A 22,524-nucleotide genomic window follows, 5' to 3' on the forward strand; every position below is an offset into this window, starting at 1 on the left:
GCGCGCGGTTGCGCACAACAGACACTTGCAGCAGATGGCCCACTGGCCTAAACCCTCGGTCCATGACGACTGGCCCGAGGGAGACTGCCCATGCTCGATCTGACTTATGAGACCCCCGCACCCAAGGTGATTTCCGGTGCGAAGGAAGACTGGGAACTGGTCATCGGCATGGAGGTGCACGCGCAGGTCACCTCGGCTGCGAAGCTGTTTTCCGCCGCCTCCACCCAATTCGGGGCCGAGCCGAACAATAATGTATCCTTCGTTGATGCGGCCATGCCCGGTATGCTGCCCACGATCAACGAATACTGTGTTGAACAGGCGGTGCGCACCGGGCTGGGCCTGAAGGCAGAAATCAACCTGCACAGCGCTTTTGACCGCAAGAACTATTTTTACCCGGATTTGCCACAGGGTTATCAGATCAGCCAGCTCTACCACCCGATTGTCGGTGAAGGCGAAGTGCTCGTCGAAATGGGCAACGGCACGGCCCGTCTGGTGCGGGTCGAACGCATTCACCTTGAACAGGACGCAGGCAAATCGATCCATGATATGGACCCGAACATGTCCTTTGTGGACCTGAACCGCACCGGCGTCGCCCTGATGGAGATCGTCTCGCGCCCCGACATCCGCGGCCCCGAAGAAGCGGCGGCCTATCTGGGCAAACTGCGGCAGATCCTGCGCTATCTCGGCACCTGCAACGGTGACATGCAGTCGGGCGCCATGCGCGCGGACGTCAACGTGTCGATCTGCCGGCCCGGCCAGTACGAAAAATATCAGGCCACTCAGGACTTCAGCCATCTGGGCACGCGCTGCGAGATCAAGAACATGAACTCCATGCGGTTCATCCAACAGGCCATCGAGGTCGAGGCGCGCCGCCAGATCGCGATCGTCGAGGCTGGCGGTACGGTTGATCAGGAAACCCGCCTTTATGATCCTGACCGCAACGAGACACGCTCCATGCGCTCCAAGGAAGAGGCGCATGACTACCGCTATTTCCCCGACCCCGACCTGTTGCCGCTCGAAATCGAACAGGCATGGGTGGATGACATCGCCGCCAACCTGCCCGAACTGCCTGACGCCAAGAAGGCGCGGTTTCGCAATGATTTCGGTCTGTCGGATTATGACGCTTCGGTGCTGACCGCCGATCTGGATTCAGCGGGTTATTTCGAGGCCGTGGCGGCAGGCCGGGATGGCAAGATGGCGGCCAATTGGGTGATCAACGAACTCTTCGGGCGGCTCAAGAAAGAGGACCACGCCATCACGGACAGCCCCGTCAGCCCTGCACAATTGGGCGGCATTATCGATCTGATCGCCTCGGATGCGATCTCCGGCAAGATCGCCAAGGATGTCTTTGAAATCTGCTATACCACCGGGCGCGACCCGGCGGAGATCGTGGAAACCGAAGGCATGAAACAGGTCACTGACACAGGCGCAATCGAGGCTGCCGTGGATGAAATCATCGCCGCCAACCCCGACCAGGTGGCCAAGGCGCGCGAAAACCCGAAACTTGCGGGCTGGTTCGTCGGTCAGGTAATGAAAGCGACAGGCGGCAAGGCCAACCCCAAAGTGGTCAACCAACTGATTGCAAAAAGGCTTGCAGAGTAATTCCCCTGCCTCAGCGCGGGGTCATTTGGTAGAATGAACCACCCGGGACAGAGGGCAAAAGCGGGGCTGACGCGCGCGAGCCGCGCAGGCCCAAGCGATTCTGTCCTGTTGCGCAGTGTCTTGCGTTTTTGCGCTTGGCTCAGGTGCAGCATTGGACTGGTCACAAGCAGGGGTGGAAAATCAAACACGCTATACGTGAACCATCCATCAGGTCACTGGTTTGTTGCTTTTCAGCGCCGCGAAAAGGGGACAAATCAGTGGTGGATTGGTTGCCAAATCGTTAATTTCTGTCAGAGCTGTAATAGAGATTAAACGGAGTCGACGTATAAATTCTGGTGTCAAATCACTCATCGCCGCATCAGCCTTGGCGCTTTGCCTGCCCGCAGTCGCAAGCGCGGCTACAATTATCAATTTTGAAAACGGTTATTCTGACGACGAAGAATTGACGTCTCCAACTGAGTTGTTGAACTCTCTTGGCAACGCAAGCGGCGTGACATTGACTGCACCCTCTGGAAGCATGACAGTTGAAGCCACCGGATCACCTGGCGGGGATACAATCGGCTTCGTAAACGATACAATGCGTCCAAACGATACCGACGATGACGCAACTGCGGATTTGGGCAATTTCTTTCTGCGCACGACAAATGCACTAAGCGGTCCGCTCAATACAACACCGGTTTTCTCTTTGAGCTTTGCGGGTGGCGCATCCAGCGTATCCGGTGAAATCTGGGATATTGATGGCACAAGCGTAAACAATACCGAGCAATGGAACGTAACCGCAAACCTTCTGGGAGGCGGATCGTCATCAATTCTCTCCTTCTTGGGATCATCGAATGGTAGTAACACCGCCACCTCGCTTGACGGCAAGGCTTGGGCTTTCTCTTTCTCCGGGTTGGGAACCATCACGTCGGTTGACTTCAACTTTGTCGGATCAGAAACAACCGGCATTGGCGCCGCAGTGGACAATCTGGTGATTGCGCCGGTGCCCCTGCCCGCCGGTGGGCTATTGCTGATCTCTGGCTTTGCGGTCGCAGCGGCAGTACGTCGCCGCAGGAAGCCAGCAGCCTGATAAAATCTCTTTTGGAAACGATGGGGCCGGCAAAGCGCCGGCCCTTTTTACTGGCCTATGTACTGACCTGGCCCCGCAGCCAAAATCCGCAGAACATTTGATTTTTCTTCAACCTGCTGAAAATCGAGGAAGCAGCGCAACAAGGCAGGCAGGTTGGGTGCGTTCCTCCCTGTTTCTTGGACTGGATTGGCATCACTTCGGCTTCGTTCTGCAGCGGCTGATCGGGGGATTGCATCGGTGCGCTGCCGATGAAACACAACGCAGGCTGTGCCGACCAGAACGGAACATCGGCGCTGCTTGTCGTGAAACGCCAGCACTCGTTGTCATCCCCGTCTGGCGACATACCTGAAACATCCCGTTACCCGTTGAAACCCTTGATTTCAGGCAGCGTTACGTGATCGAGGTTTTTCGCATGACCCTTTAGCATCCTTGGGTGATGGCCTAAGCTTCACCTCGCTCAGTCTGGATGAGCATGGCCGACGGGGATCATCACATAGACAGCGGCATCCGCTTCGCATTATCCTCGCAGCCATGGAAACAACTCTCTTTCGCTCATCCGTGATGAACGTGCGCCCCGAGTGGATCGACTATAACGGCCATATGAACATGGCCTATTACGCGGTGCTGTTTGATGAAGCCTCCGACGAAATCTACCCCCAGATCGGGTTTGGCCCGGCATATCAGAAAACCGGCTTCACGACCTACACCGCAGAATTCCACATCTGCTATCTGAGAGAGCTTCATCTACATGACCCTGTCACAGTCACGTTGCAGTTGCTGGATTTCGACGCAAAGCGCTTTCACTTCTATCAGGAGATCTGGCACGAGGACGGGTGGTGCGCTGCCACCGCCGAAGCCTTGTCGCTGCATGTCGATCAATCCGGTCCGCGCGTTGCCCCGATGCCGCGACATATCCTTGATAAACTGCGCAACCTGCATGATGCGCATTCAAGATTGCCCCGCCCCGACAGGGCCGGACGGCAGATCGGGATCAGGCGCAAGGTCTGATTGCACCCCGCAGACAGGTGCCTGAACCGGCGCTGCAAAACGATCTGGCCGCGCAACAGACTTTCAGCCCACCTCATCCATTGCTATAGAACGGCGAAACCCATGTCGCAGGAGGGCACATGCAACGCTACGAATACAAGGTTATTGCCGCCCCGACACGCGGGTTGAAAGCCAAGGGGATCAAGACGGCGGAGGCGCGGTTCTCCCACGCATTGGAAGCCGTCATGAATGAGATGGCCGCTCAGGGCTGGGAATATCAGCGTGCGGAAACACTGCCATCAACGGAACGGTCCGGGCTGACCTCCACAACCACAAAATGGCGCAATGTGCTGGTGTTCCGCAGACCGGAAGTTTCCAGCGCAACACCGGTCACCGTTACCGAGGCCGCCCCGGATGAACCCAAGGCGGAGGAGTTACCCGAAATCACCACCCCCCAGACACCGCAAGATGACGCCTCCCACAGCGCCGGGGCCAGCCGTATGCTGCATGACAACGGCGTTGAGGAACTCAGTGATGTATCCGGTGTTACAACGTCGCTCAAACAGTTGGCAGAAACACGAAAACCTGACAAAACAGATGATTAGAGCGCGACCCTAAACATTTACATCAAGTGCCAGCGCGTGGATTTGGGCAATCAGCTCAGGCCCGAGCGCGCCATGGATCGCACGGTGGCGCTGGATGCGGTTCATCCCGGCGAAGTGGTCCGAGCGGATCATCACATTGAAATGGCTCTCGACACCTTCGGTAAAGCCCGCGTGGCCCCGGTGGCTTTCGGTATCATCCACGACCTCCAGCAGGCGCGGCGCGAAGGCTTGTTGCAAGCTGTCTTCAATATCTTGCCGTTTCGACATTTTTTTCCCTCTGCCCCCTTCAATCTTTTCTCAGTCAGTCTAAACTACGCAACCTCGACTCGTATAGGTGCCAATCATGACAAAACCTGATCCATTTGGATTCGACATGTCCGTTTCTTCGTCCAAGAAGAAAAACCCACGCGGCAGACGCGGCATGTCCGGCGCCTCGGAAACGTCGAGACGTATCTGCGACAAGGAGGGGTGCAATGATCCGGGCAAATACCGCGCGCCCAAAGCCCCCGATGTGCTGGATGACTATTACTGGTTCTGCCAGACCCATGTGCGTGAGTATAACCTGAAATGGAATTTCTTTGACGGGACCACCGAAGCCGAGATGAACGCGCAGATGTCCAAGGACAAGGTGTGGGAACGCAACACCAAACCGATGGGCGACCCCGAAGCGCGCGCGTGGGCACGCCTTGGCATCGAGGATCCGCATCAGGTGCTGGGCTCCAACGCGACGCAAAACCCCGGAAAAGGGGCACAGTCCGGGCGCCGCCTGCCACCGACCGAACGCCGCGCCTTGGAAATCCTCGAAGCGAAAGACACCTGGAGCAAACCGGAAGTGCGCAAGGCCTACAAGGCGCTCATCAAGGTGCTGCATCCGGATATGAACGGCGGCGATCGCAGTCAGGAAGAACAATTGCAGGAAGTCGTCTGGGCCTGGGATCAGATCAAGGGCAGCCGGAACTTCAAAAGCTGACGGGCCAAACAGGCTGCGCAAATATCACCGCCCTTTCCCTTGCACCTGCTTGCAATATATTGCACGAGATGGCGCAGGTTCGCACCTGCCCCTCAACCACGTAATTCGAAGGACCAATTCTCATGGCCGATGGCGCACTGGACATTAATACAAAGCCGACCGAAGACATCAATGTCCGTGACGTGTTTGGCATTGATACAGATATGGTCGTGAAAGGCTTTGCCGAGGCCAGTGACCGGGTCCCGGACGTGGACTCGACGTATAAATTCGACCCCGACACGACGCTGGCGATCCTTGCGGGTTTTGCGCACAACCGCCGGGTCATGATCCAGGGGTATCATGGCACGGGTAAATCGACCCATATCGAACAGGTGGCCGCGCGTCTGAACTGGCCTGCCGTGCGCGTGAACCTCGACAGCCACATCAGCCGGATCGACCTGATCGGCAAGGATGCGATCAAGCTGAAAGACGGCAAGCAGGTCACCGATTTTCAGGAGGGCATCCTGCCCTGGGCGCTGAGCAACCCGACCGCCATCGTCTTCGATGAATATGATGCCGGCCGTGCGGATGTGATGTTCGTGATCCAGCGGGTGCTGGAGGTGGATGGCAAGCTGACCCTGCTCGATCAGAACAAGGTTATCACGCCGCACCCCTATTTCCGGATTTTCGCGACGGCAAACACCGTTGGTCTTGGCGACACGACCGGCCTTTATCATGGCACACAGCAGATCAACCAGGGCCAGATGGACCGCTGGTCGCTGGTGGCGTCGCTGAACTACCTCAGCATTGATGCCGAAACCGCCATCGTGCTCAGCAAGAACCCGCATTACAACACCGAAAAAGGGCGCAAGACCGTCAAACAGATGGTCACAGTTGCAGACCTCACACGGACCGCCTTCATGAATGGTGATCTGTCCACCGTGATGTCCCCGCGCACCGTGATCGCATGGGCCCAGAACGCCGAGATTTTCCGCAACGTGGGCTATGCCTTCCGCCTGTCCTTCCTGAACAAATGCGACGAGCTGGAACGCCAGACGGTCGCCGAGTTCTACCAACGCCTGTTCGACGAGGAACTGCCCGAAAGCGCGGCAAGCCTGAGCTTGGGGTAAGGTGCTGAACGTGGCGCGGAGACCCCGTGCCAATCCGATGGGAACAACCGTATGAGCAAGCCTTCTGACAATCCCGCAGATGCCTTTAAAAAGGCGCTGACCGAGGCGACGAAGGTCATGGCGGATGATCCGGAGCTGTCGGTCAGCTATTCGGTGGATCCGGCGGGCCTGTCCGGGGATGCGATGCGTTTGCCGCAGGTGAGCCGCCGCATGACGCGCGCCGAGGTTCTGTTGGCGCGCGGCACGGCGGATGCTCTGGCGCTGAACCGGCGCTATCACAATGGTGAGACCCACGCCCGCTATGCCCCACAAGGCGAAATGGCGCGCGAGTTGTACGAGGCGATGGAGACCGCCCGCTGCGAGGCCGTGGGCGCGCGCGACATGCCGGGTACGGCGGGCAATATTGACGCCAAGATCGCGCATGAAGCGATGCGCAAGGGCTATGATCAGGTCACGCAGGCGGCGGATGTACCGCTGGCCACGGCGGCAGGCTATCTGATCCGCCATCTTGCGACGGGCCGCGATCTGCCTTCCGGGGCGCAAAACGTCATGGATCTGTGGCGCGGTTTCATCGAAGAGCAGGCCGGCGGTACGCTTGACGCATTGGATGAGACGTTGGCGGATCAGGCGGCGTTTGCGAAATTCTCCCGTCAGATGATCTCCGATCTGGGCTATGGGGACCAGCTTGGCGATGATCCCGATCAGGTGGACGAGGATCAGGAAGACGACGCCGAAGAGGGCAGCGAGGATCAGAACGAACCCGACAGCACCGGGCAGGATGATCAGGACGAGGAAGACGCGGACGCCTCCCCCGAACAGAGCCAGGAAGATCAGCAGGATGCCGCGCAGGCGCAGGTCTCCATGGATGACATGGCCGATCAGGAGATGGGCGATGAAGCGGAAATGCCCGAAGGCGAGGCCCCGCTTGAGCCACCCGCCCCGCAGCCGGTGTCGGATGCGGACCCGAATTACATGGTCTACCTCGGGGATCACGACGAAGAGATCAACGCCGAAGACCTCGCCGAACCGGTTGAGCTGGAACGTCTGCGCGCCTATCTCGATCAGCAGCTTGAGCCGCTCAAAGGGGCCGTGAGCCGCCTTGCGAACAAATTGCAACGACGCCTTCAGGCGCAGCAGAACCGGTCATGGGAATTCGACCTCGAAGAGGGCATGCTTGATGCGGGCCGGCTGGCGCGTGTGGTGGCCAACCCGACCACGCCGCTCAGCTTCAAGGTCGAGAAGGACACCGAGTTTCGCGATACCGTGGTGACGCTGCTGCTGGACAACTCCGGCTCCATGCGGGGGCGTCCGATTTCGATTGCGGCGATTTGTGCCGATGTGCTGGCGCGCACGCTGGAGCGCTGCAACGTCAAGGTGGAAATCCTCGGCTTTACCACCCGCGCGTGGAAAGGCGGGCAGGCCCGCGAGGCCTGGCTGAACGATGGCCGCCCCCAACAGCCCGGCCGGCTGAACGACCTGCGCCACATCATCTACAAATCGGCCGATGCGCCCTGGCGGCGGACCCGTCCCAATCTGGGCCTGATGATGAAAGAAGGGTTGCTCAAGGAAAACATCGACGGGGAAGCGCTTGAATGGGCGCACCGGCGTATGCTGATGCGGGGCGAGGCGCGCAAGATCCTCATGGTCATCTCGGATGGTGCGCCGGTGGATGACAGCACGCTGTCCGTGAACCCCGCGAACTATCTGGAAAAGCACCTGCGCGATGTGATCGCCTTGGTCGAAAAGCGCAAAGCGGTTGAACTGTTGGCAATCGGGATCGGTCACGATGTCACGCGCTATTATGAGCGGGCGGTGACCATTACGGATGTCGACCAGCTTGCAGGCGCGATGACCGAACAACTGGCCGCCCTTTTTGACAGCGACCCGCGCGCACGCGCGCGCGTCATGGGCATGCGCCGCGCAGGCTAAACCCGGCTCCAGTTCTATCGCGGCACAATCAAAGGGATCCATCGCTATGTTTCAGTCATTTGAAGTCACAGCCCGCCCGGAACAGGGCCCCCCGCGTCTCGCTGCACTGCGCGACCGTATGGCAGAGGCCGCGTTGGACGGCTTTCTGGTGCCGCGGGCGGATGCGCATCAGGGCGAATATGTAGGACCGCATGACGAACGGCTTGCATGGCTGACAGGCTTCACCGGCTCCGCCGGATTCTGCGCGGTTTTGCAGGCCGTCGCAGGCGTGTTCATCGACGGGCGCTATCGCACGCAGGTCAAGGCGCAGGTCGCGGCAGACTTCACCCCCGTGCCCTGGCCCGACGTATCCTTGGGCGACTGGCTGAAAGAGCAGATGCCCAGTGGCGGTATCGTCGGATTTGACCCGTGGCTGCACACGCCCGGTGAAATCGAAACGCTGGAAAAGGCGCTGAAAAACAGCGGTATCACCTTGCAGCCTAGCCCCAATCTGGTGGATGCGATCTGGCATGACCAACCCGCGCCGCCAATGGCCCCTGCCAAAGTGCACCCCCTTGAATTTGCGGGCGAAAGCCACGGTGACAAATGCGCGCGCCTCGGTGCGACCCTGAAAGAGGCGGGTGAAGCGGCAGCGCTGATCACCCTGCCCGACGCCCTGTGCTGGCTGTTGAACATTCGCGGTGCGGATATCGCGCGCAACCCTGTCGCGCAGGGGTTTGCCGTGTTGATGGCGGATGGTCATGTGCATCTGTTCATGGCCGAGGCCAAGCTGAGCGAGGTGCGCGCGCATCTCGGCGACGGCGTGACGATCCACGCACCGGACAGCCTGCCGGGCTTTCTGGACGATCTTGCAGGGCCGGTGCGCGCCCACAAAGCGACCGTGCCGCTTTATCTGGCGGAACGTCTTGGGGACCGCGTGGTCTGGGGGGATGACCCCTGCGCGCTGCCCAAAGCCTGCAAGAATGAGGCCGAAATCGAAGGGGCGGCGGCGGCCCATCTGCGCGATGGTGCGGCTGTGGTGGAACTGCTGGCGTGGCTTGATCAGCAAGCACCGGGGAGCATCACGGAAACGCAGGTGGTCACGCGGCTTGAAACGCTGCGGCGCAGTGACAACGCCCTGCAGGACATCAGTTTTGAAACCATTGCGGGCACCGGGCCAAACGGGGCCATCATGCATTACCGCGTCACCGAGGAAACCGACAGCCTGCTGGAGGAGGGTCAGTTGATCGTGCTCGACAGTGGGGGCCAATACCTTGACGGCACCACCGATATCACCCGCACAATCCCCATCGGCGAGCCGCCCCGCGCTGCTGCCGAAGCCTTTACCCGCGTGTTGCAGGGCATGATCGCCATGAGCCGCCTGCGCTGGCCCGTCGGTCTTGCCGGGCGCGAGATCGAGGCGGTGGGACGCGTGCCGCTCTGGCTGGCCGGGCAGGATTTTAACCACGGGCTGGGCCATGGTGTCGGCGCCTATCTGAGCGTGCACGAGGGACCACAACGGCTGAGCCGGGTGAGTTCGGTGCCCCTGCAACCCGGTATGATCCTGTCGAACGAACCGGGCTATTACCGCGAAGGCGCGTTCGGCATCCGGCTCGAAAACCTGATTGTCGTGATCAAGGCCCCCGCGCTGCCGGACGGCGATGCCGAACGCGAGATGCTGGAATGGCGCACCCTGACCTATGCCCCGATTGACCGTCGCCTGATCGTCAAGGAGATGATGACAGGCCCGGAAATCGACTGGATCAACAGCTATCACGCAGATGTGGCCGAAAAGATCGGCCCGCGGGTCAGTGCAGATACGCGCAAATGGCTTGAGGCTGCGACCGCACCTCTCTGAACGCGGTCCCCGGATGCCGCGTTTACAATCATGTGGTGTGAAAATAGGGTGACGCACAGCACGGAAGGAAACAAGATGGCGCAACATATAACGATACGAAAAGCGGACGGAACATGGTCTGTGCGTGCAGGCGGTGCGGTTTTGGGCGAAAGCAGCAACGCGCTTGAACTGATCGAGGGGAGTTACCCGCCGGTCATCTATTTCCCGCGCGCTGATATTGCGATGGCTTTTCTGGATACGTCAGAAAAATCAACGCATTGCCCCCATAAGGGCGACGCCAGTTACTTTTCGGTCGTCACGAAAAGCACGACGCTGAAAGACGTCGTGTGGAGCTATGAAACCCCCAGCGAAGCGGTGTCGCGCATCAAGGATCATCTGGCGTTCTTTACCGATGGGGATGTCACTGTCGAACAGATTTGATCGCCGCGTCAGGAATGCTCTTCGGCGGCGGTGGCGGCAAGGGCGCGGTTATAGACCTTGAGAGCATCCACATGGAACAGGGCCCCCACCAGTTCCGGCGGCCCCTCCCCTGAGGCTTTGGCGGCGACGGGCACAAAACTACGCCCGTCTTCAAACAGGGGCATCGCCGCTTCCAGCGTCGCATTGGGGCCAAGAAACACACCCTCTTCGATCATCGACATGCAGGCGGATTCATCTGCGGCATTCGGATCATTACGACCCCGCACAAGGCCGCTGACCCGGAACATGGCCAGCAGATAGGCCTGCGGACCCGCCGCAAGGTGAATGTTGCGCCGTTCAAGCTGCGACAGAAAGAAACTGCGCGAGACAAGCTGCGTCGACAAGGCGGTGGACAGCGACACCGCGACCATCACCGCAAGACCGGTCTGCCAGTCACCGGTCAATTCAAACACGATAAGTGTCGTCGATATGGGCGCGCCCAGCACTGCAGCCGCGACCGCCCCCATGCCCGCGAGCGCATAAAGGGATATCGACCCAGACACATCGGGAAAGATACCGGTTGCGATCAAACCAAAGCTCAGGCCCGTCAAGGCACCGATCATCAGCGAGGGCGAAAAGACCCCTCCGCCCATGCGCCCGGCCATGGTGATGGCCACTGCCGCCGTTTTCAAAATGGCAAAAACAATCGCATCCCAGAGCAACAGCTGCCCGTCCAGGGCCAGAAAGGTCGTCTCGTAACCGACGCCGATGATATGGGGGTAGAAGATCGCAATCCCCCCCAGCATCGCCCCCGCAATCGCAGGACGCAGCCAGCGGGGGATGGACAGGCCGTCCTGCAGGAAATTGCCCACGTCTTCTGACCAGAAAACCGCCTTCATGAAGGCCACGGCAACCAGCCCGCTGACGAGTCCAAGAATAATGTAGGCCGGCAATTCCTGATAGAATTGCACCTCGTTCACCGTTGTCAGCGTGAATTCGGTCACTCCGCCAAACTCAAGCCGGTTGATCACGGTGCCCGCTGCACTGGCAATCACGATAGGCGCAAAGGCATGGACGGCAAAATGGCGCAAAACCACCTCAAGTGCGAACAGCGCCCCGGCAATGGGCGCATTAAAGCTGGCCGAGACCGCCGCCGCAACGGCACAGCCCAGAAGGTCACGCCCGGTGATCCCATCCGCGAGGATTCTGCGGTTGACCCAAGTGGAAATCACAGCCGCCAGATGCACGACCGGCCCCTCGCGCCCCGTCGAGCCGCCCGTGCCCAGCGTGATCATCGAGGCCAGCGCCGAGGCCAGCCCTGCCCTTGTCTCGACCCTGCCATTGTTCATGGCGGCCCCGTGGATCACATCCGCGACCGACCGCGCGCGGCCATCATTGGTGAAGAGATGCAGGATGACCCCAACCACCAGACCACCACCAATGGGGATGATCAAAATCATGTACCATGGCAGCGACTCCGCAAAGCTGTGCAGCAGACGTACGTCTTCGGTGCCATAAAGGTAGGTTTGTAACGCGTTGATCCCTTTGCGGAAAAACAATGCCGCAAACCCGGCAGCCACGCCGACTCCCAAAGCGATGAACCAAAACTGTATCTGGCTCGGCCCACGGTGGCGCAAAAGGTCATAGGCCTCCCGAAGGAAGGTCTTCAGCCTGTCGACCTGCTGGCTGAAAAAAGAATGTTTATCCCCGGACATTGGTTTTGCCCCTTGCGCCCGTCCTGTCTAGGCCAAGCTAGACGCAGGGGAAAGCCCCCTGAAGTCGTCAGCCCGCCAATAACGCCCGGGCCGCCCCGCGTGCCTCTTCGGTGATCGTATCCCCGGCGAGCATGCGCGCGATTTCATCGACACGCGCGAGGGTCGGCAATGCGGTCACGGTTGACGTCGTCATGCCGTTTGCGATTCGTTTTTCCACCCGCCAATGATGCGCGCCGAGGGCGGCAACCTGTGGCGAGTGGGTCACGACCAGCACCTGCCCCCCTTCTGCAATCGCTGCAAGCCTGCGCCCGACGGCGTCTGCGGTCGCGCCGCCAACGCCCCGGTCAATTTCGTCAAAAATCATTGTCACACCGCTCTGGCTTTTGCTCAGGCACACCTTGAGCGCCAACAGAAAGCGGCTGAGTTCCCCACCGGAGGCGATCTTGTTCAGCGGTCCGGAGGGCGCACCGGGGTTCGTCGCCACGCTGAAGGCAACAAGGTCCACCCCATCCGGTCCGGCGCTGTCTTGTGTGATCTCGGTCGTAAAGACGGCGCGTTCCATCTTCAAAGGTGCCAGTTCCTGCGCGACCGCCCGATCAAGGCGGATCGCCGCCTTGCGCCGCGCCGCTGTCAGCTTGGCGGCCACGTCAAGATATTGCATCTCCGCCGCGTCAGCAGCCTTTTTCAAATCCGACAGATCGGCATCCCCGGCGTCCAAGGCTTCCAGTTTCTGACGCAGACCGTCGGCATAATCCGCCAGATCATCGGCCAGTACATCGTATTTGCGGGCCATGGCACGGATCGCGAACAGCCGCTCTTCGGTGTCTTCCAATTCGGCCGGGTTAAACGTCAGCCCTTCAATCACGCTCACGATACCATCCATGGCCTCGTCCAGTTCCGTCATGGCCCGGGCGAGCGCGGCCATCGGGGCTTCCAATGCGCCATCGGCCCGCTCCGCCGCGCCATCAAGCCAGCGCAGGGCATCCGAAAAGGCGGCCTCCGCCCCCTGATTGCCCAGAACCTCATGGGCGCGGATCACGTCATTTCGGATCTTTTCAGCACCCTGCATCGCACGGCGTTTCTGATCAAGCTCGGCCTCTTCACCGGGCATGGGCGACAGAGCGTCCAGTTCCGCCACCGCGTGCCGCAGAAAATCCTCTTCTTCACGGATGGCGGCCATCGCAGCCTCAGCCGCTGCCAGCGCCTTTGCCGCCGCACCCTTTGCGCCCCATGCTTTGCGCACCTTTGACTTCAGCGCGTCAAGCTTGCCAAATTCATCCAGAATCGCCTTGTGGCCACGGGGGTTCAACAGCCCGCGATCATCATGCTGCCCGTGCAATTCCACCAGCGTTTCCGACAGGGCGCGCAGCACCTCACCCGAACAGCGCCGATCATTGACCCAAGCCGTCTTGCGCCCGTCCTGCATGTTGATACGACGTAACAACAGCTCATCTCCTGCGGGCAATCCCGCCTCTTGCAGGATGGCGTGTGCAGGATGGTCGGCGCCGAGGTCAAACCAAGCGGTCACCTCTCCCTGCTCGGCCCCTTGCCGTACGAGATCAGCGCGACCGCGCCAGCCCAGAACAAAGCCGAGCGCGTCCAACAGGATGGATTTGCCCGCACCGGTCTCACCGGTCAGCACATTCAACCCCGGCTCGAAGGCAAGCTCCAGCCGGTCGATGATCAGCATGTTCTGAATATCCAGCCCGCGCAGCATAGGCCCTATCCGTTTTTCGGTCTTGCAGGTTGCGTCAGAGCCATTCGCCGCGCACGGTCTGACGGTACACCTGGCCAAGCCATCCGTCCCCGGTTGCTTCGGGTCGCAACCCCTGCCCGGTCAGCAATGCAAAGCTGTCCTGATACCACACAGTGGATTGATAATTATACCCAAGGATCGCCGCTGCCGTTTGCGCCTGATCCGTCAGACCGAGGGACAGATACGCCTCAACCAGCCGGTGCAACGCTTCCGGCGTGTGGGAGGTGGTCTGAAAATCTTCAACCACCACACGGAAGCGGTTGATCGCAGCGGCGAAATGGTCGCGGCGCAAGTAATAGCGGCCAATTTCCATTTCCTTGCCCGCAAGATGGTCAAACGCGAGGTCAAATTTCAGGATGGAGGAGCGCGCATATTCGCTGTCGGGATAGCGTTCGATGGTTTGGCGCAACGCCTGAAGCGCCTGAAACGTCAGCCCCTGATCGCGCCCGACTTCGTCGATCTGATCGTAATAGCTGAGCGCCAGCAAATATTGCGCATAGGCCGCATCATCATCATCGGGATAAAAGTCGATGAATCGCTGTGCAGCTGACCTGCTGTTGGGATAGTCCTGATCCTGATGATAGGAAAACGCCTGCATGATCAAAGCCCGGCGCGCCCAATCCGAATAGGGATAAAGGCGCTCGATCTCGGCAAAGTAAAACGCGGCATCGTCAGGGCGGTTACGGGTCAGTTCGAATTCGCCGCGCTCAAAGATTTGTTCTGCCTCGAAAGCCTCCAGCGGGACTTCCTGCGGATTGAAAATCGTACCTGTCGTGCGGCCGGGATCGCTGGTGCATCCGGCCATACCGACAATCAAGAGCGCAACCGCTGAAAAACGCTGTGCAGATCCTCGCCAACTCATGCCCAGATACCTTCGATTCTTCCTCCGCGACAGACTCTCACCCACCGCTCCCGCTTGTCCTAGCATAGAATTTCGGGAGGCAAAATGCCATTTGCGTTCACGATTTGGATAAGCGTGGATCACCTGCCGCAGAAAATGCAAAGGGACGCAAATACGCCATTCGGTCCGTCAAATTATTCACGCAACCGCTGGAATTTCATCCCACACCAGACCATAGCCCGGCAAGCGTGAGGCGGCAGCCTGATCACAGACAATCATCCGTACCGCATCCGGTGTCGCAAACAGGGTGCGCAGCAATGTGTTCGTCAGCGAATGGCCCGCGCGCACACCAGTGTAATGTCCGATCAGAGGCGCCCCGGCGAGCGCCAGATCACCCAATGCGTCCAGCATCTTGTGGCGCACAGGCTCATCGCTGTGACGCAGACCACCCGGGCTCAACACGCGATCTCCTTCGAAAACGACCGCGTTCTCACCGGAACTGCCGCCCAATGCGAGACCATTCGCGCGCATCGCATCCACATCCGCCTGACGGCAGAACGTGCGGCTGTCACAAAGCTCACGCGCAAAGCTGCCGTTGTTCATGACGAGGGATTTCTTTTGATGCCCGATGGCCGCGTCTTCGAAATTGATTTCAAAATCGATCTTCAGCGTTTCAGCAGGTGCGAGAGTGGCAGATGCTGCGCCGTCCGTCACGGTGACCTTTTTCAACACCTCGAAGGCACGCACGGGTGCCTTCAACGTGCGCAAGCCGCGCTGCATGATCCCGCGCACGAAGGGTGCCGCAGAGCCATCAAGGATCGGCACTTCAGGTCCGTCGATTTCGATCAGGGCATTGTGCACGCCACAGCCTGCGAGGGCCGCCATCACATGTTCAACCGTCGACACCTGCAGACCAGTCGCGTTTTCAAGCTTCGTGCACAGAGGCGAGCGCAGAACCGCATCCCAGCGCGCCGGGATCATGCGATCACCGACAGCCACATCGGTACGCGCAAACCAGATCCCATGCTCCGCAGAGGCGGGGCGGATCACCATGCTGACGCGCTGGCCTGAGTGCAGGCCATAGCCGAAAAAGCTGATCGATGATTTGAGCGTGGTTTGCACGTGGCCTCCAAAAGCGGCGGACTCCTGTCCGGTTGCTAACGTAGTTATGGACTGGGGGCCAAAGGCTCAACTCAATCTTTGCAACCGTCTGAAACACAGCTGTTACAATTGAGCGCAAACACGCCATATCGTGGCTAAATTCATGATAATCATAGAAAAAGGGCCACCTTGCGGCAGCCCCTCAACGTCATTTCGTGATCGGTTCAGTTGGCTTGACGGCGCAAAAACGCGGGAATTTCGATACGTTCCTGATCCGGATCATCCTGATCTTGCGGCACTGCAGCGGGCGCAGAGGCGCGGTTCTGCATCTGGGGCTGCTGCCGCGGCGCGGCAGGCTGGCCTGTCTCGGCGTGACCTGTCATGCGATTGATCAGCGAATTGATCCCGAAGCGCGGGCGCTCTTCACCGGCCTCGGCTGGCGCTGCCTGTGGTCTCGCCTGACTGCGCGGCGCTGATTTTTCCGCCGCTGCACGCAGACGGGCCATCGCCTCTGGCGAGGGTGTGCCCGGCGCAGGGGCGCGCGGTGCGACGAAACTGTCAGCCGCCGTATCCATCATATCCCGCGCGGGTTCGAATGCGGGTACTTGTGGCTGATAGGCCGGGGGCGGCAGATCGCTCACGTCATCCTGCATGGGCGCTGTCTCGAACAGGCCATCGTCCCGCGCAGGTGCTGCATCAGCCGCACCATCCAGCCCTTCGAACAGGGAAGGCTCATCCACATGCTCGGCACTGGCGGCGACGTCCTGCGGCATTTCTTCATCCGGCGCAGGCTCCACGACAGGGTCCTGAACCGCGACGGATGGTGTCAGCGGTTGCGACATGGAGCGGCGCGGCACCGGAATATCCGTGTTTACATCGACCGCATCAATGCCGGTCGCCACGACGCTGACGCGCATCAGGCCACCCATATCGGTATCAAGGGTCGAGCCGACGATGATATTTGCATCCGGGTCCACCTCTTCGCGGATGCGGTTTGCCGCCTCGTCCAGTTCGAACAGCGTCAGGTCATGACCACCGGTGATGTTGATCAGAACACCCTTGGCACCGCGCAGGGAGATCTCGTCCAGCAGCGGGTTGGCAATCGCCTTTTCCGCCGCCTGAATGGCGCGGTCTTCGCCATCGGCCTCGCCGGTGCCCATCATCGCCTTGCCCATCTCATCCATGACCGCGCGCACGTCGGCGAAATCAAGGTTGATCAGACCGGGACGCACCATCAGATCCGTGACGCCCTTGACGCCTTGGTACAACACATCGTCCGCCATGGAAAACGCTTCGGTGAAGGTTGTTTTCTCGTTGGCAAGGCGGAACAGGTTCTGGTTTGGAATGATGATCAGCGTGTCCACGACCTTTTGCAGCGCCTCAACGCCATCTTCGGCCTGACGCATCCGCTTGCCGCCCTCAAACTGGAACGGCTTGGTCACAACACCAACGGTCAGCACACCAAGTTCGCGCGCCGCCTGGGCGATGATCGGCGCCGCACCTGTCCCCGTGCCGCCCCCCATGCCAGCGGTGATGAAACACATGTGCGCACCGGCGAGGTGATCGACGATCTCTTCGATGCTTTCCTCGGCGGCGGCGGCCCCCACTGTCGCGCGTGCGCCAGCACCGAGGCCTTCGGTCACTTTCACACCCAGCTGGACGCGGTTGTCGGATTTGGCCTGCTGAAGCGCCTGCGCGTCCGTGTTGGCAACCACGAAATCCACGCCGTCCAGCGCTTTTTCGATCATGTTGTTCACCGCGTTACCGCCAGCGCCGCCGACACCAAAAACTGTAATGCGTGGTTTGAGTTCCGCCTGTCCCCGGCATCGATAGAGTAAGTGTCATGATCAAATCCGCCTGTGCTGCTGCCCGCATTCGCGGGCGTTTTTTACTGCCAATCCCCATGCAGTCTACCGCCTGCGCGCCAAAGGGTCACGCAAAAAACGCCAAATTGCCACAAAATATAGGGAATTTTAGTACTTTAGCCGCTTACCCTTGGCATGATCGGCAATATCTTGCGAAAATCGGCAAAATTCCCATAGACAGTCGCACGCGCTCATGGTCCCGGCGCCGCGAGGGGCCGGGGCAACTTCGTCTTTTTTGGCGGACTGCTCGGTCTGCCTATGGGCGGTGTCCAACGTCTGTGGGGTCGATTCGACCCTTGCGCAATTGGTGTCACCAGTTATCGCGGAACCATTTGACCGCGCGTTTCAAGGAGCGGTGCGGGTAGCTGTCTGCCGGAATGTCAAAGTCCCACCATTCGTCCTGCGGATGCGCAGCAAAAAGCGACAGCCCCACCACCGAGGAAAATGCAGGCCCCGTTGCGACCTGCGGCAGGCCATGCACCCGCAGCGGGCGACCAAGGCGCACCTGTTGTCCCAGAATTTTGCTGGCCAGACCATCAAGACCGGGGATTTGACTACCACCGCCCGTTAACACGATTTGCTGGCTTGGCAGGTGATCGAAACCCGCAGCATCCAGTCGCGCGCGCACCTCTTCGAGGATCTCCTCGACGCGCGGGCGCATGATGCCGATCACTTCAGCGCGGCTTGCCGTGCGCCTGTCATGCTCGAAATCGCCGGTATCGCCGCCAATCTCGATCATCTCGCGATCATCAACGCCCGTGGCATGGACACCGCCGTAAAAGGTCTTGATCCGCTCGGCATTGGCCATGGGAATTTGCAAGCCCATCGAGATGTCCGAGGTGATGTGATCGCCACCCATCCGAACCGTATCGGCGTAAATCATGTGTTTCTTGATAAAGATCGAAACACCCGTCGTGCCACCGCCCAGATCAATACAAGCCGCGCCCAGTTCCTGCTCGTCCTCTACCAGCGAAGAAATGCCGCTGACATAGGCCGAAGAGGCGATCCCCGCCAGTTCCAGGTCACACCGCTTGATGCAATGGGCAAGGTGCTGGATGGCGTCACCGTCCACGGTCAGCATGTGCATATCGACCGACAGACTGTTGCCCAACTGCCCACGCGGATCCCGCAAGCCGGAGCGGTGATCCAGCGCGAAATTCACCGGCTGCGCGTGCAGCACTTCGCGCCCTGCCCCATAATCCGGCACATCGCAGGCCGCCAGAACGCGCGCCACATCATTTTCATCCACCGCCTGCCCGTCCAGCGGCACCTGCGCGTCCAGCCCGTAGGAACGCGGCTCCGCCCCTGCAAAACAGGCGATCACATGATCGACGCGGATCCCGGCCATCTTTTGCGCGCACTGCAATGCGGTGCGAATGGCCCTTTCCGTCTCGGGCATCGCGCTGATCTCACCGAATTTCACACCGCGCGAGCGCGTGGTGCCCACACCGATCACCCGAAACCCGGACTGCCCGGCGAGCGAGCCGATCTCCCCCTCATCGCCAAGCGGTGGTGCGCCATCAAACCGCAGCACGAGGCAAGTGACCTTGCAGGTCCCTACATCGAGAATGGCCACCACACCCCGCTGCATCGCGGCCTGGCGCATGTTGCGCATCTGTCTTTGGCTTTCGTATAAATCGGTCATCACTTACTGCCTTGATACCTGCCGGATTTCCCACCAGACGTTGGTGGCATAGTCACTCATTTTCACCGTGGGCCGTGCGCCCAGACGCAGATCCACCCGCTTGACATCGCGGCTTAAAATATCTTGCGCGGTATCAAGGGCGATCACCCGGTCGAGCGCTTCGACCGCGCCGTCCTCGGGCAATAGAATGCGCTGGTCGCGGTCCAGCACGATGTCCCACCTGCGCTCACCCACGCGCACGATTCCGCGCAGACGCGTCCCCAAGGGACCCGCCGCGCGATAGAGATCCAGCGCCTCTTTCACGTGTTCAGTGGCACCGGTCCCGGCGATCAGCGGCAGGTCAGGACGGTCCATGCGCTGTGCGATCGGGCCGACGTGAATACCGTTTACATCCACTGCCGTGAGGCCCTGCGCGCTGCGCCAGATGACCGCTGGCATACGCGGCTCCACATCAATGTGCAGGACGCCTCCGGGGCGGATACGTACGGTGGCGGATTTCACAGGATCAAGTGCCACGATACGATCGCGCATATCACTCAGGTTGAGATCAAACGAACTCAGCGGAAAGTCCAGCGGCACCTCCTTGCGGATTTCAGCGGCCAGCGCATCGGTCGCGCCATCAATCGCCATCAGTTGCACCATGAACTCCGGCCGCGTCTCGAAACTGGCGCGCGCTTCGGCCACCGTTTCCCAGATGGCGGCACGGCGATCCGCATCCGAAAGCCACCATGTCGCTGCCCCAAAGAGCAGCAGCACAGGCACCCCGGCGCGCAAGAAAAGCAGAAAGGCAGGCGTCAGCAACAAGCGCTGCATGCGCCACGCCCACCGCGAAGGGGCCGGATCAACACCGCGCTCTGACGCTCTTTTTCGCATCAACGGTCGCATGAGGCGTCCTCCACCATCCACGCGCAGAGCTTGCCAAAGGTCATGCCCGTGACCGCCGCCTGCTCGGGCGTAAGCGACGTGGCCGTCATACCCGGCTGGGTATTTGTCTCCAGCAGGATCAGGCCCGCAGCACCCTTTGTTTCGTCCCATCGGAAATCCGTGCGGCTGACACCGCGACAGCCCAAGGCGTGATGGGCGCGCAGCGCGTAGTCCATGCACAGATCGAATATATCAGCAGGAATATCCGCCGGCACAACGTGATGGGACCCACCGGGTTTGTATTTGGCATCATAGTCATACCACCCATCTGTGACGATGTCGGTGACGGTCAGCGCACGGTCCCCCACAACCGTCGTGGTCAATTCACGCCCCGGCGCGAAGGCTTCGACCATGACCTCCTGCGGCATATCTTCCGAGAGCTGCGGCGGGCCGTTCGCCGCCTCGTGAACGAGGTAAACGCCCACGGAGGAGCCTTCATTGTTGGGTTTGACCACATAGGGGGGCTGCATCACGTGGCCCATGCGCACATCAGCGGCCTTGGCAATCACACTGGGCACAACGGGCAAACCCGCCGCAACGAATGCGTCCTTGCTACGCTGCTTGTCCATCGCGAGGGCGGAGGCCAAAACACCGGAGTGGCTGTAGGGCACGCCCATCCACTCCAGCAGGCCCTGCACGCAGCCATCCTCGCCCCACCGGCCATGCAAGCAATTCAAGACGGCATCCGGGCCTGCGTCGATCAGGCGCGCGCCAAGGTCATGGCCCGCGTCGATTTCGACGACATCATATCCTTCGTCCCGCAAAGCGGCAGCGCAGGCTTGCCCACTGGACAGCGACACCTCGCGTTCAACCGAAGGTCCGCCCAATAATACTGCCACTTTCGGGGGTGTCCTGCTCGACTGACCCACCTTGGTGCCTCTGGTATGAGCCCATTCAGGGCCCGTCATGTTTTTAGTTGTCCGACTTTTGCGCCGGTTCACCGTCAATTTACATGCGGATTTTAAATCAATTTGAGTTAATCTGAGCTTAACTTTTCACCGACCCGCATAATTTCCCATTCTAGCGTGATACCACTGGAATCGTAAACCTTTTTTCGCACCTCTTCGCCCAATCCTTCCAGATCGGCGGCGGTTGCCCGCCCGGTGTTAACCATGAAGTTCGAATGCATTTCGCTCATCTGTGCGCCGCCACGCCGGGCGCCGCGCATGCCCGCGTCATCAATCACCTTCCACGCCTTGAGGTCATGCACATCGTCGCTGCGCCCGGTGGATGAAAATCCCGCAGGGTTGCGAAAGGTCGATCCCGCACTGCGCTCCTTGGTGGGCTGCGTGGCGTCGCGCCTGGCCAGTTGGTCCGTCATCCGGGCATGCAGAGTTTCAGGATCGCCACGGGGCGCTTCAAAGACCGCCTTTGTCAGAACGGCCCCCTCGGCCAGCGTGCTGTGACGATATCCCAACTGAAGATCACGGGCCGCCAGGGTCGTGACCTCTCCTGTGCGGCTGACCACCTGAACCTCCACCAGAACATCAGCCGTATAGCTTCCGTAACACCCGGCATTCATGCGCACCGCCCCGCCGATACTGCCCGGAATTGTGCGCAGAAACGTCAGATCAAGCCCGGCATCCGCCGCCTTGCGCGCCACATGCGCATCCAGCGCCGCGGCCCCGGCGACAACCCGAGTGCCAGAGATATCGATCTGGTTGAAGCCCCGCCCGAGGCGTATGACGACGCAGCGCAAGCCCCCATCGCGCACAATCAGGTTCGACCCGACACCCATGGGAAAAACCGCGACCTCTTCTGGCAAGCGCGCCAGAAAATCGGACAGGTCCTCTACATCCGCAGGCTGAAACAGCCAATCCGCAGGACCGCCCACGCGCAGCCATGTCAGATCGCTCAGGGGGCGCGCTTGCGTCAGACGGCCCCGGACTTTTGGCATCTCACTCATGTTTGCTTGTTAGCGCAACGTGCGGCGTTTGATCCAGCGCCCAAGATAAATCACCGGCCACCTGAGCACGGACATCCCGGCGGCAAGGATCAGCATGCCGACCCATGGACCATGTTGCGCGGTAACATATCCGACAATCGGGATGCCCACCGCGATCAGCATATAGGCGGTGCGCCAGTGGTGATCCCGGCTGGGCAACATCGCAAGGACATTCGCCAGCACCGCCCAAAGGGCCGCAAGTGTCAAAGACAGGCTCATGAAAGA

At 60.2% G+C, this 22,524-nt stretch carries 19 protein-coding genes and 1 pseudogene; 9 read left to right on the forward strand and 11 right to left on the reverse strand.

Annotated elements, in window-relative coordinates; translation table 11 throughout:
• Positions 1 to 90: 90 nt before the first annotated feature.
• The 4 genes from gatB (at position 91) to RD1_RS15325 (ending at position 4,263) form a co-directional block, all read left to right on the forward strand.
• Complete coding sequence (gene gatB / locus RD1_RS15305) at positions 91 to 1,602, forward strand: Asp-tRNA(Asn)/Glu-tRNA(Gln) amidotransferase subunit GatB (protein ID WP_011569448.1); 1,512 nt, start codon at positions 91 to 93, stop codon at positions 1,600 to 1,602.
• 220 nt (positions 1,603 to 1,822) lie between these two features.
• Complete coding sequence (locus RD1_RS15310) at positions 1,823 to 2,671, forward strand: VPLPA-CTERM sorting domain-containing protein (RefSeq protein WP_143090253.1); 849 nt, start codon at positions 1,823 to 1,825, stop codon at positions 2,669 to 2,671.
• A 531-nt stretch (positions 2,672 to 3,202) separates the two neighbouring features.
• The gene (locus tag RD1_RS15320) at positions 3,203 to 3,679 is read left to right on the forward strand and encodes a thioesterase family protein (protein ID WP_044033189.1); all 477 of its coding nucleotides are present in this window, start codon (positions 3,203 to 3,205) and stop codon (positions 3,677 to 3,679) included.
• A 119-nt stretch (positions 3,680 to 3,798) separates the two neighbouring features.
• Complete coding sequence (locus RD1_RS15325) at positions 3,799 to 4,263, forward strand: DUF4177 domain-containing protein (RefSeq protein WP_011569451.1); 465 nt, start codon at positions 3,799 to 3,801, stop codon at positions 4,261 to 4,263.
• Positions 4,264 to 4,272: 9 nt separating this feature from the next.
• Here the strand turns inward: RD1_RS15325 and RD1_RS15330 are convergent, their stop codons facing one another.
• A complete protein-coding gene (locus RD1_RS15330) occupies positions 4,273 to 4,530 on the reverse strand; it encodes a BolA family protein (RefSeq protein WP_011569452.1) in 258 nt (85 codons plus the stop codon).
• Positions 4,531 to 4,606: 76 nt separating this feature from the next.
• Between RD1_RS15330 and RD1_RS15335 the strand changes: the two genes are divergently transcribed.
• From RD1_RS15335 to RD1_RS15355, 5 genes are all read left to right on the forward strand, one after another.
• Positions 4,607 to 5,233, forward strand: coding sequence for a J domain-containing protein (locus tag RD1_RS15335; RefSeq protein WP_011569453.1), 627 nt, complete (start codon positions 4,607 to 4,609; stop codon positions 5,231 to 5,233).
• A 122-nt stretch (positions 5,234 to 5,355) separates the two neighbouring features.
• Positions 5,356 to 6,342, forward strand: coding sequence for a cobaltochelatase subunit CobS (gene cobS, locus RD1_RS15340; protein WP_011569454.1), 987 nt, complete (start codon positions 5,356 to 5,358; stop codon positions 6,340 to 6,342).
• Positions 6,343 to 6,393: 51 nt separating this feature from the next.
• A complete protein-coding gene (gene cobT / locus RD1_RS15345; protein ID WP_011569455.1) occupies positions 6,394 to 8,271 on the forward strand; it encodes a cobaltochelatase subunit CobT in 1,878 nt (625 codons plus the stop codon).
• 46 nt (positions 8,272 to 8,317) lie between these two features.
• Entirely contained in the window at positions 8,318 to 10,108 is a 1,791-nt protein-coding gene (locus RD1_RS15350; protein ID WP_011569456.1) for an aminopeptidase P family protein, read from the forward strand.
• Positions 10,109 to 10,183: 75 nt separating this feature from the next.
• Entirely contained in the window at positions 10,184 to 10,528 is a 345-nt protein-coding gene (locus RD1_RS15355; protein WP_011569457.1) for a DUF427 domain-containing protein, read from the forward strand.
• 8 nt (positions 10,529 to 10,536) lie between these two features.
• On the opposite strand, the gene RD1_RS15360 is transcribed toward RD1_RS15355, so the two are convergent.
• The 10 genes and pseudogenes from RD1_RS15360 to RD1_RS15405 all read right to left on the reverse strand — a co-directional run bounded on the left by RD1_RS15360 (position 10,537) and on the right by RD1_RS15405 (position 22,518).
• Positions 10,537 to 12,222, reverse strand: coding sequence for a chloride channel protein (locus RD1_RS15360; protein ID WP_011569458.1), 1,686 nt, complete (start codon positions 12,220 to 12,222; stop codon positions 10,537 to 10,539).
• 67 nt (positions 12,223 to 12,289) lie between these two features.
• Positions 12,290 to 13,939, reverse strand: a complete 1,650-nt coding sequence (recN, locus tag RD1_RS15365) for a DNA repair protein RecN (RefSeq protein ID WP_044033190.1) — start codon at positions 13,937 to 13,939, stop codon at positions 12,290 to 12,292.
• A gap of 34 nt (positions 13,940 to 13,973) precedes the next feature.
• Positions 13,974 to 14,840 carry an outer membrane protein assembly factor BamD gene (locus RD1_RS15370; protein ID WP_011569460.1) on the reverse strand — a complete coding sequence of 289 codons (867 nt, stop codon included), beginning with the start codon at positions 14,838 to 14,840 and terminating at the stop codon, positions 13,974 to 13,976.
• Positions 14,841 to 15,017: 177 nt separating this feature from the next.
• Complete coding sequence (gene lpxC, locus RD1_RS15375) at positions 15,018 to 15,941, reverse strand: UDP-3-O-acyl-N-acetylglucosamine deacetylase (RefSeq protein ID WP_011569461.1); 924 nt, start codon at positions 15,939 to 15,941, stop codon at positions 15,018 to 15,020.
• Positions 15,942 to 16,144: 203 nt separating this feature from the next.
• Positions 16,145 to 17,765 (reverse strand): annotated as a pseudogene (gene ftsZ, locus RD1_RS15380) (cell division protein FtsZ).
• 330 nt (positions 17,766 to 18,095) lie between these two features.
• Positions 18,096 to 19,430 (reverse strand): cell division protein FtsA, encoded by a 1,335-nt coding sequence (ftsA, locus tag RD1_RS15385; protein ID WP_011569463.1) that lies wholly within the window; start codon positions 19,428 to 19,430, stop codon positions 18,096 to 18,098.
• Between the two features lie 3 nt (positions 19,431 to 19,433).
• Positions 19,434 to 20,315: a cell division protein FtsQ/DivIB gene (locus RD1_RS15390; RefSeq protein WP_044033192.1), complete on the reverse strand. Its 882-nt coding sequence runs from the start codon at positions 20,313 to 20,315 to the stop codon at positions 19,434 to 19,436.
• The gene (locus tag RD1_RS15395; RefSeq protein ID WP_050759142.1) at positions 20,303 to 21,223 is read right to left on the reverse strand and encodes a D-alanine--D-alanine ligase; all 921 of its coding nucleotides are present in this window, start codon (positions 21,221 to 21,223) and stop codon (positions 20,303 to 20,305) included. Before RD1_RS15395 ends, RD1_RS15390 begins: the two co-directional genes overlap by 13 nt.
• A gap of 107 nt (positions 21,224 to 21,330) precedes the next feature.
• Positions 21,331 to 22,260, reverse strand: a complete 930-nt coding sequence (gene murB, locus RD1_RS15400; protein ID WP_011569466.1) for a UDP-N-acetylmuramate dehydrogenase — start codon at positions 22,258 to 22,260, stop codon at positions 21,331 to 21,333.
• A 9-nt stretch (positions 22,261 to 22,269) separates the two neighbouring features.
• Positions 22,270 to 22,518: a DUF2484 family protein gene (locus RD1_RS15405; protein WP_011569467.1), complete on the reverse strand. Its 249-nt coding sequence runs from the start codon at positions 22,516 to 22,518 to the stop codon at positions 22,270 to 22,272.
• Positions 22,519 to 22,524: the final 6 nt, after the last annotated feature.

The organism is Roseobacter denitrificans OCh 114 (genome assembly GCF_000014045.1).
Lineage (GTDB): Bacteria > Pseudomonadota > Alphaproteobacteria > Rhodobacterales > Rhodobacteraceae > Roseobacter > Roseobacter denitrificans.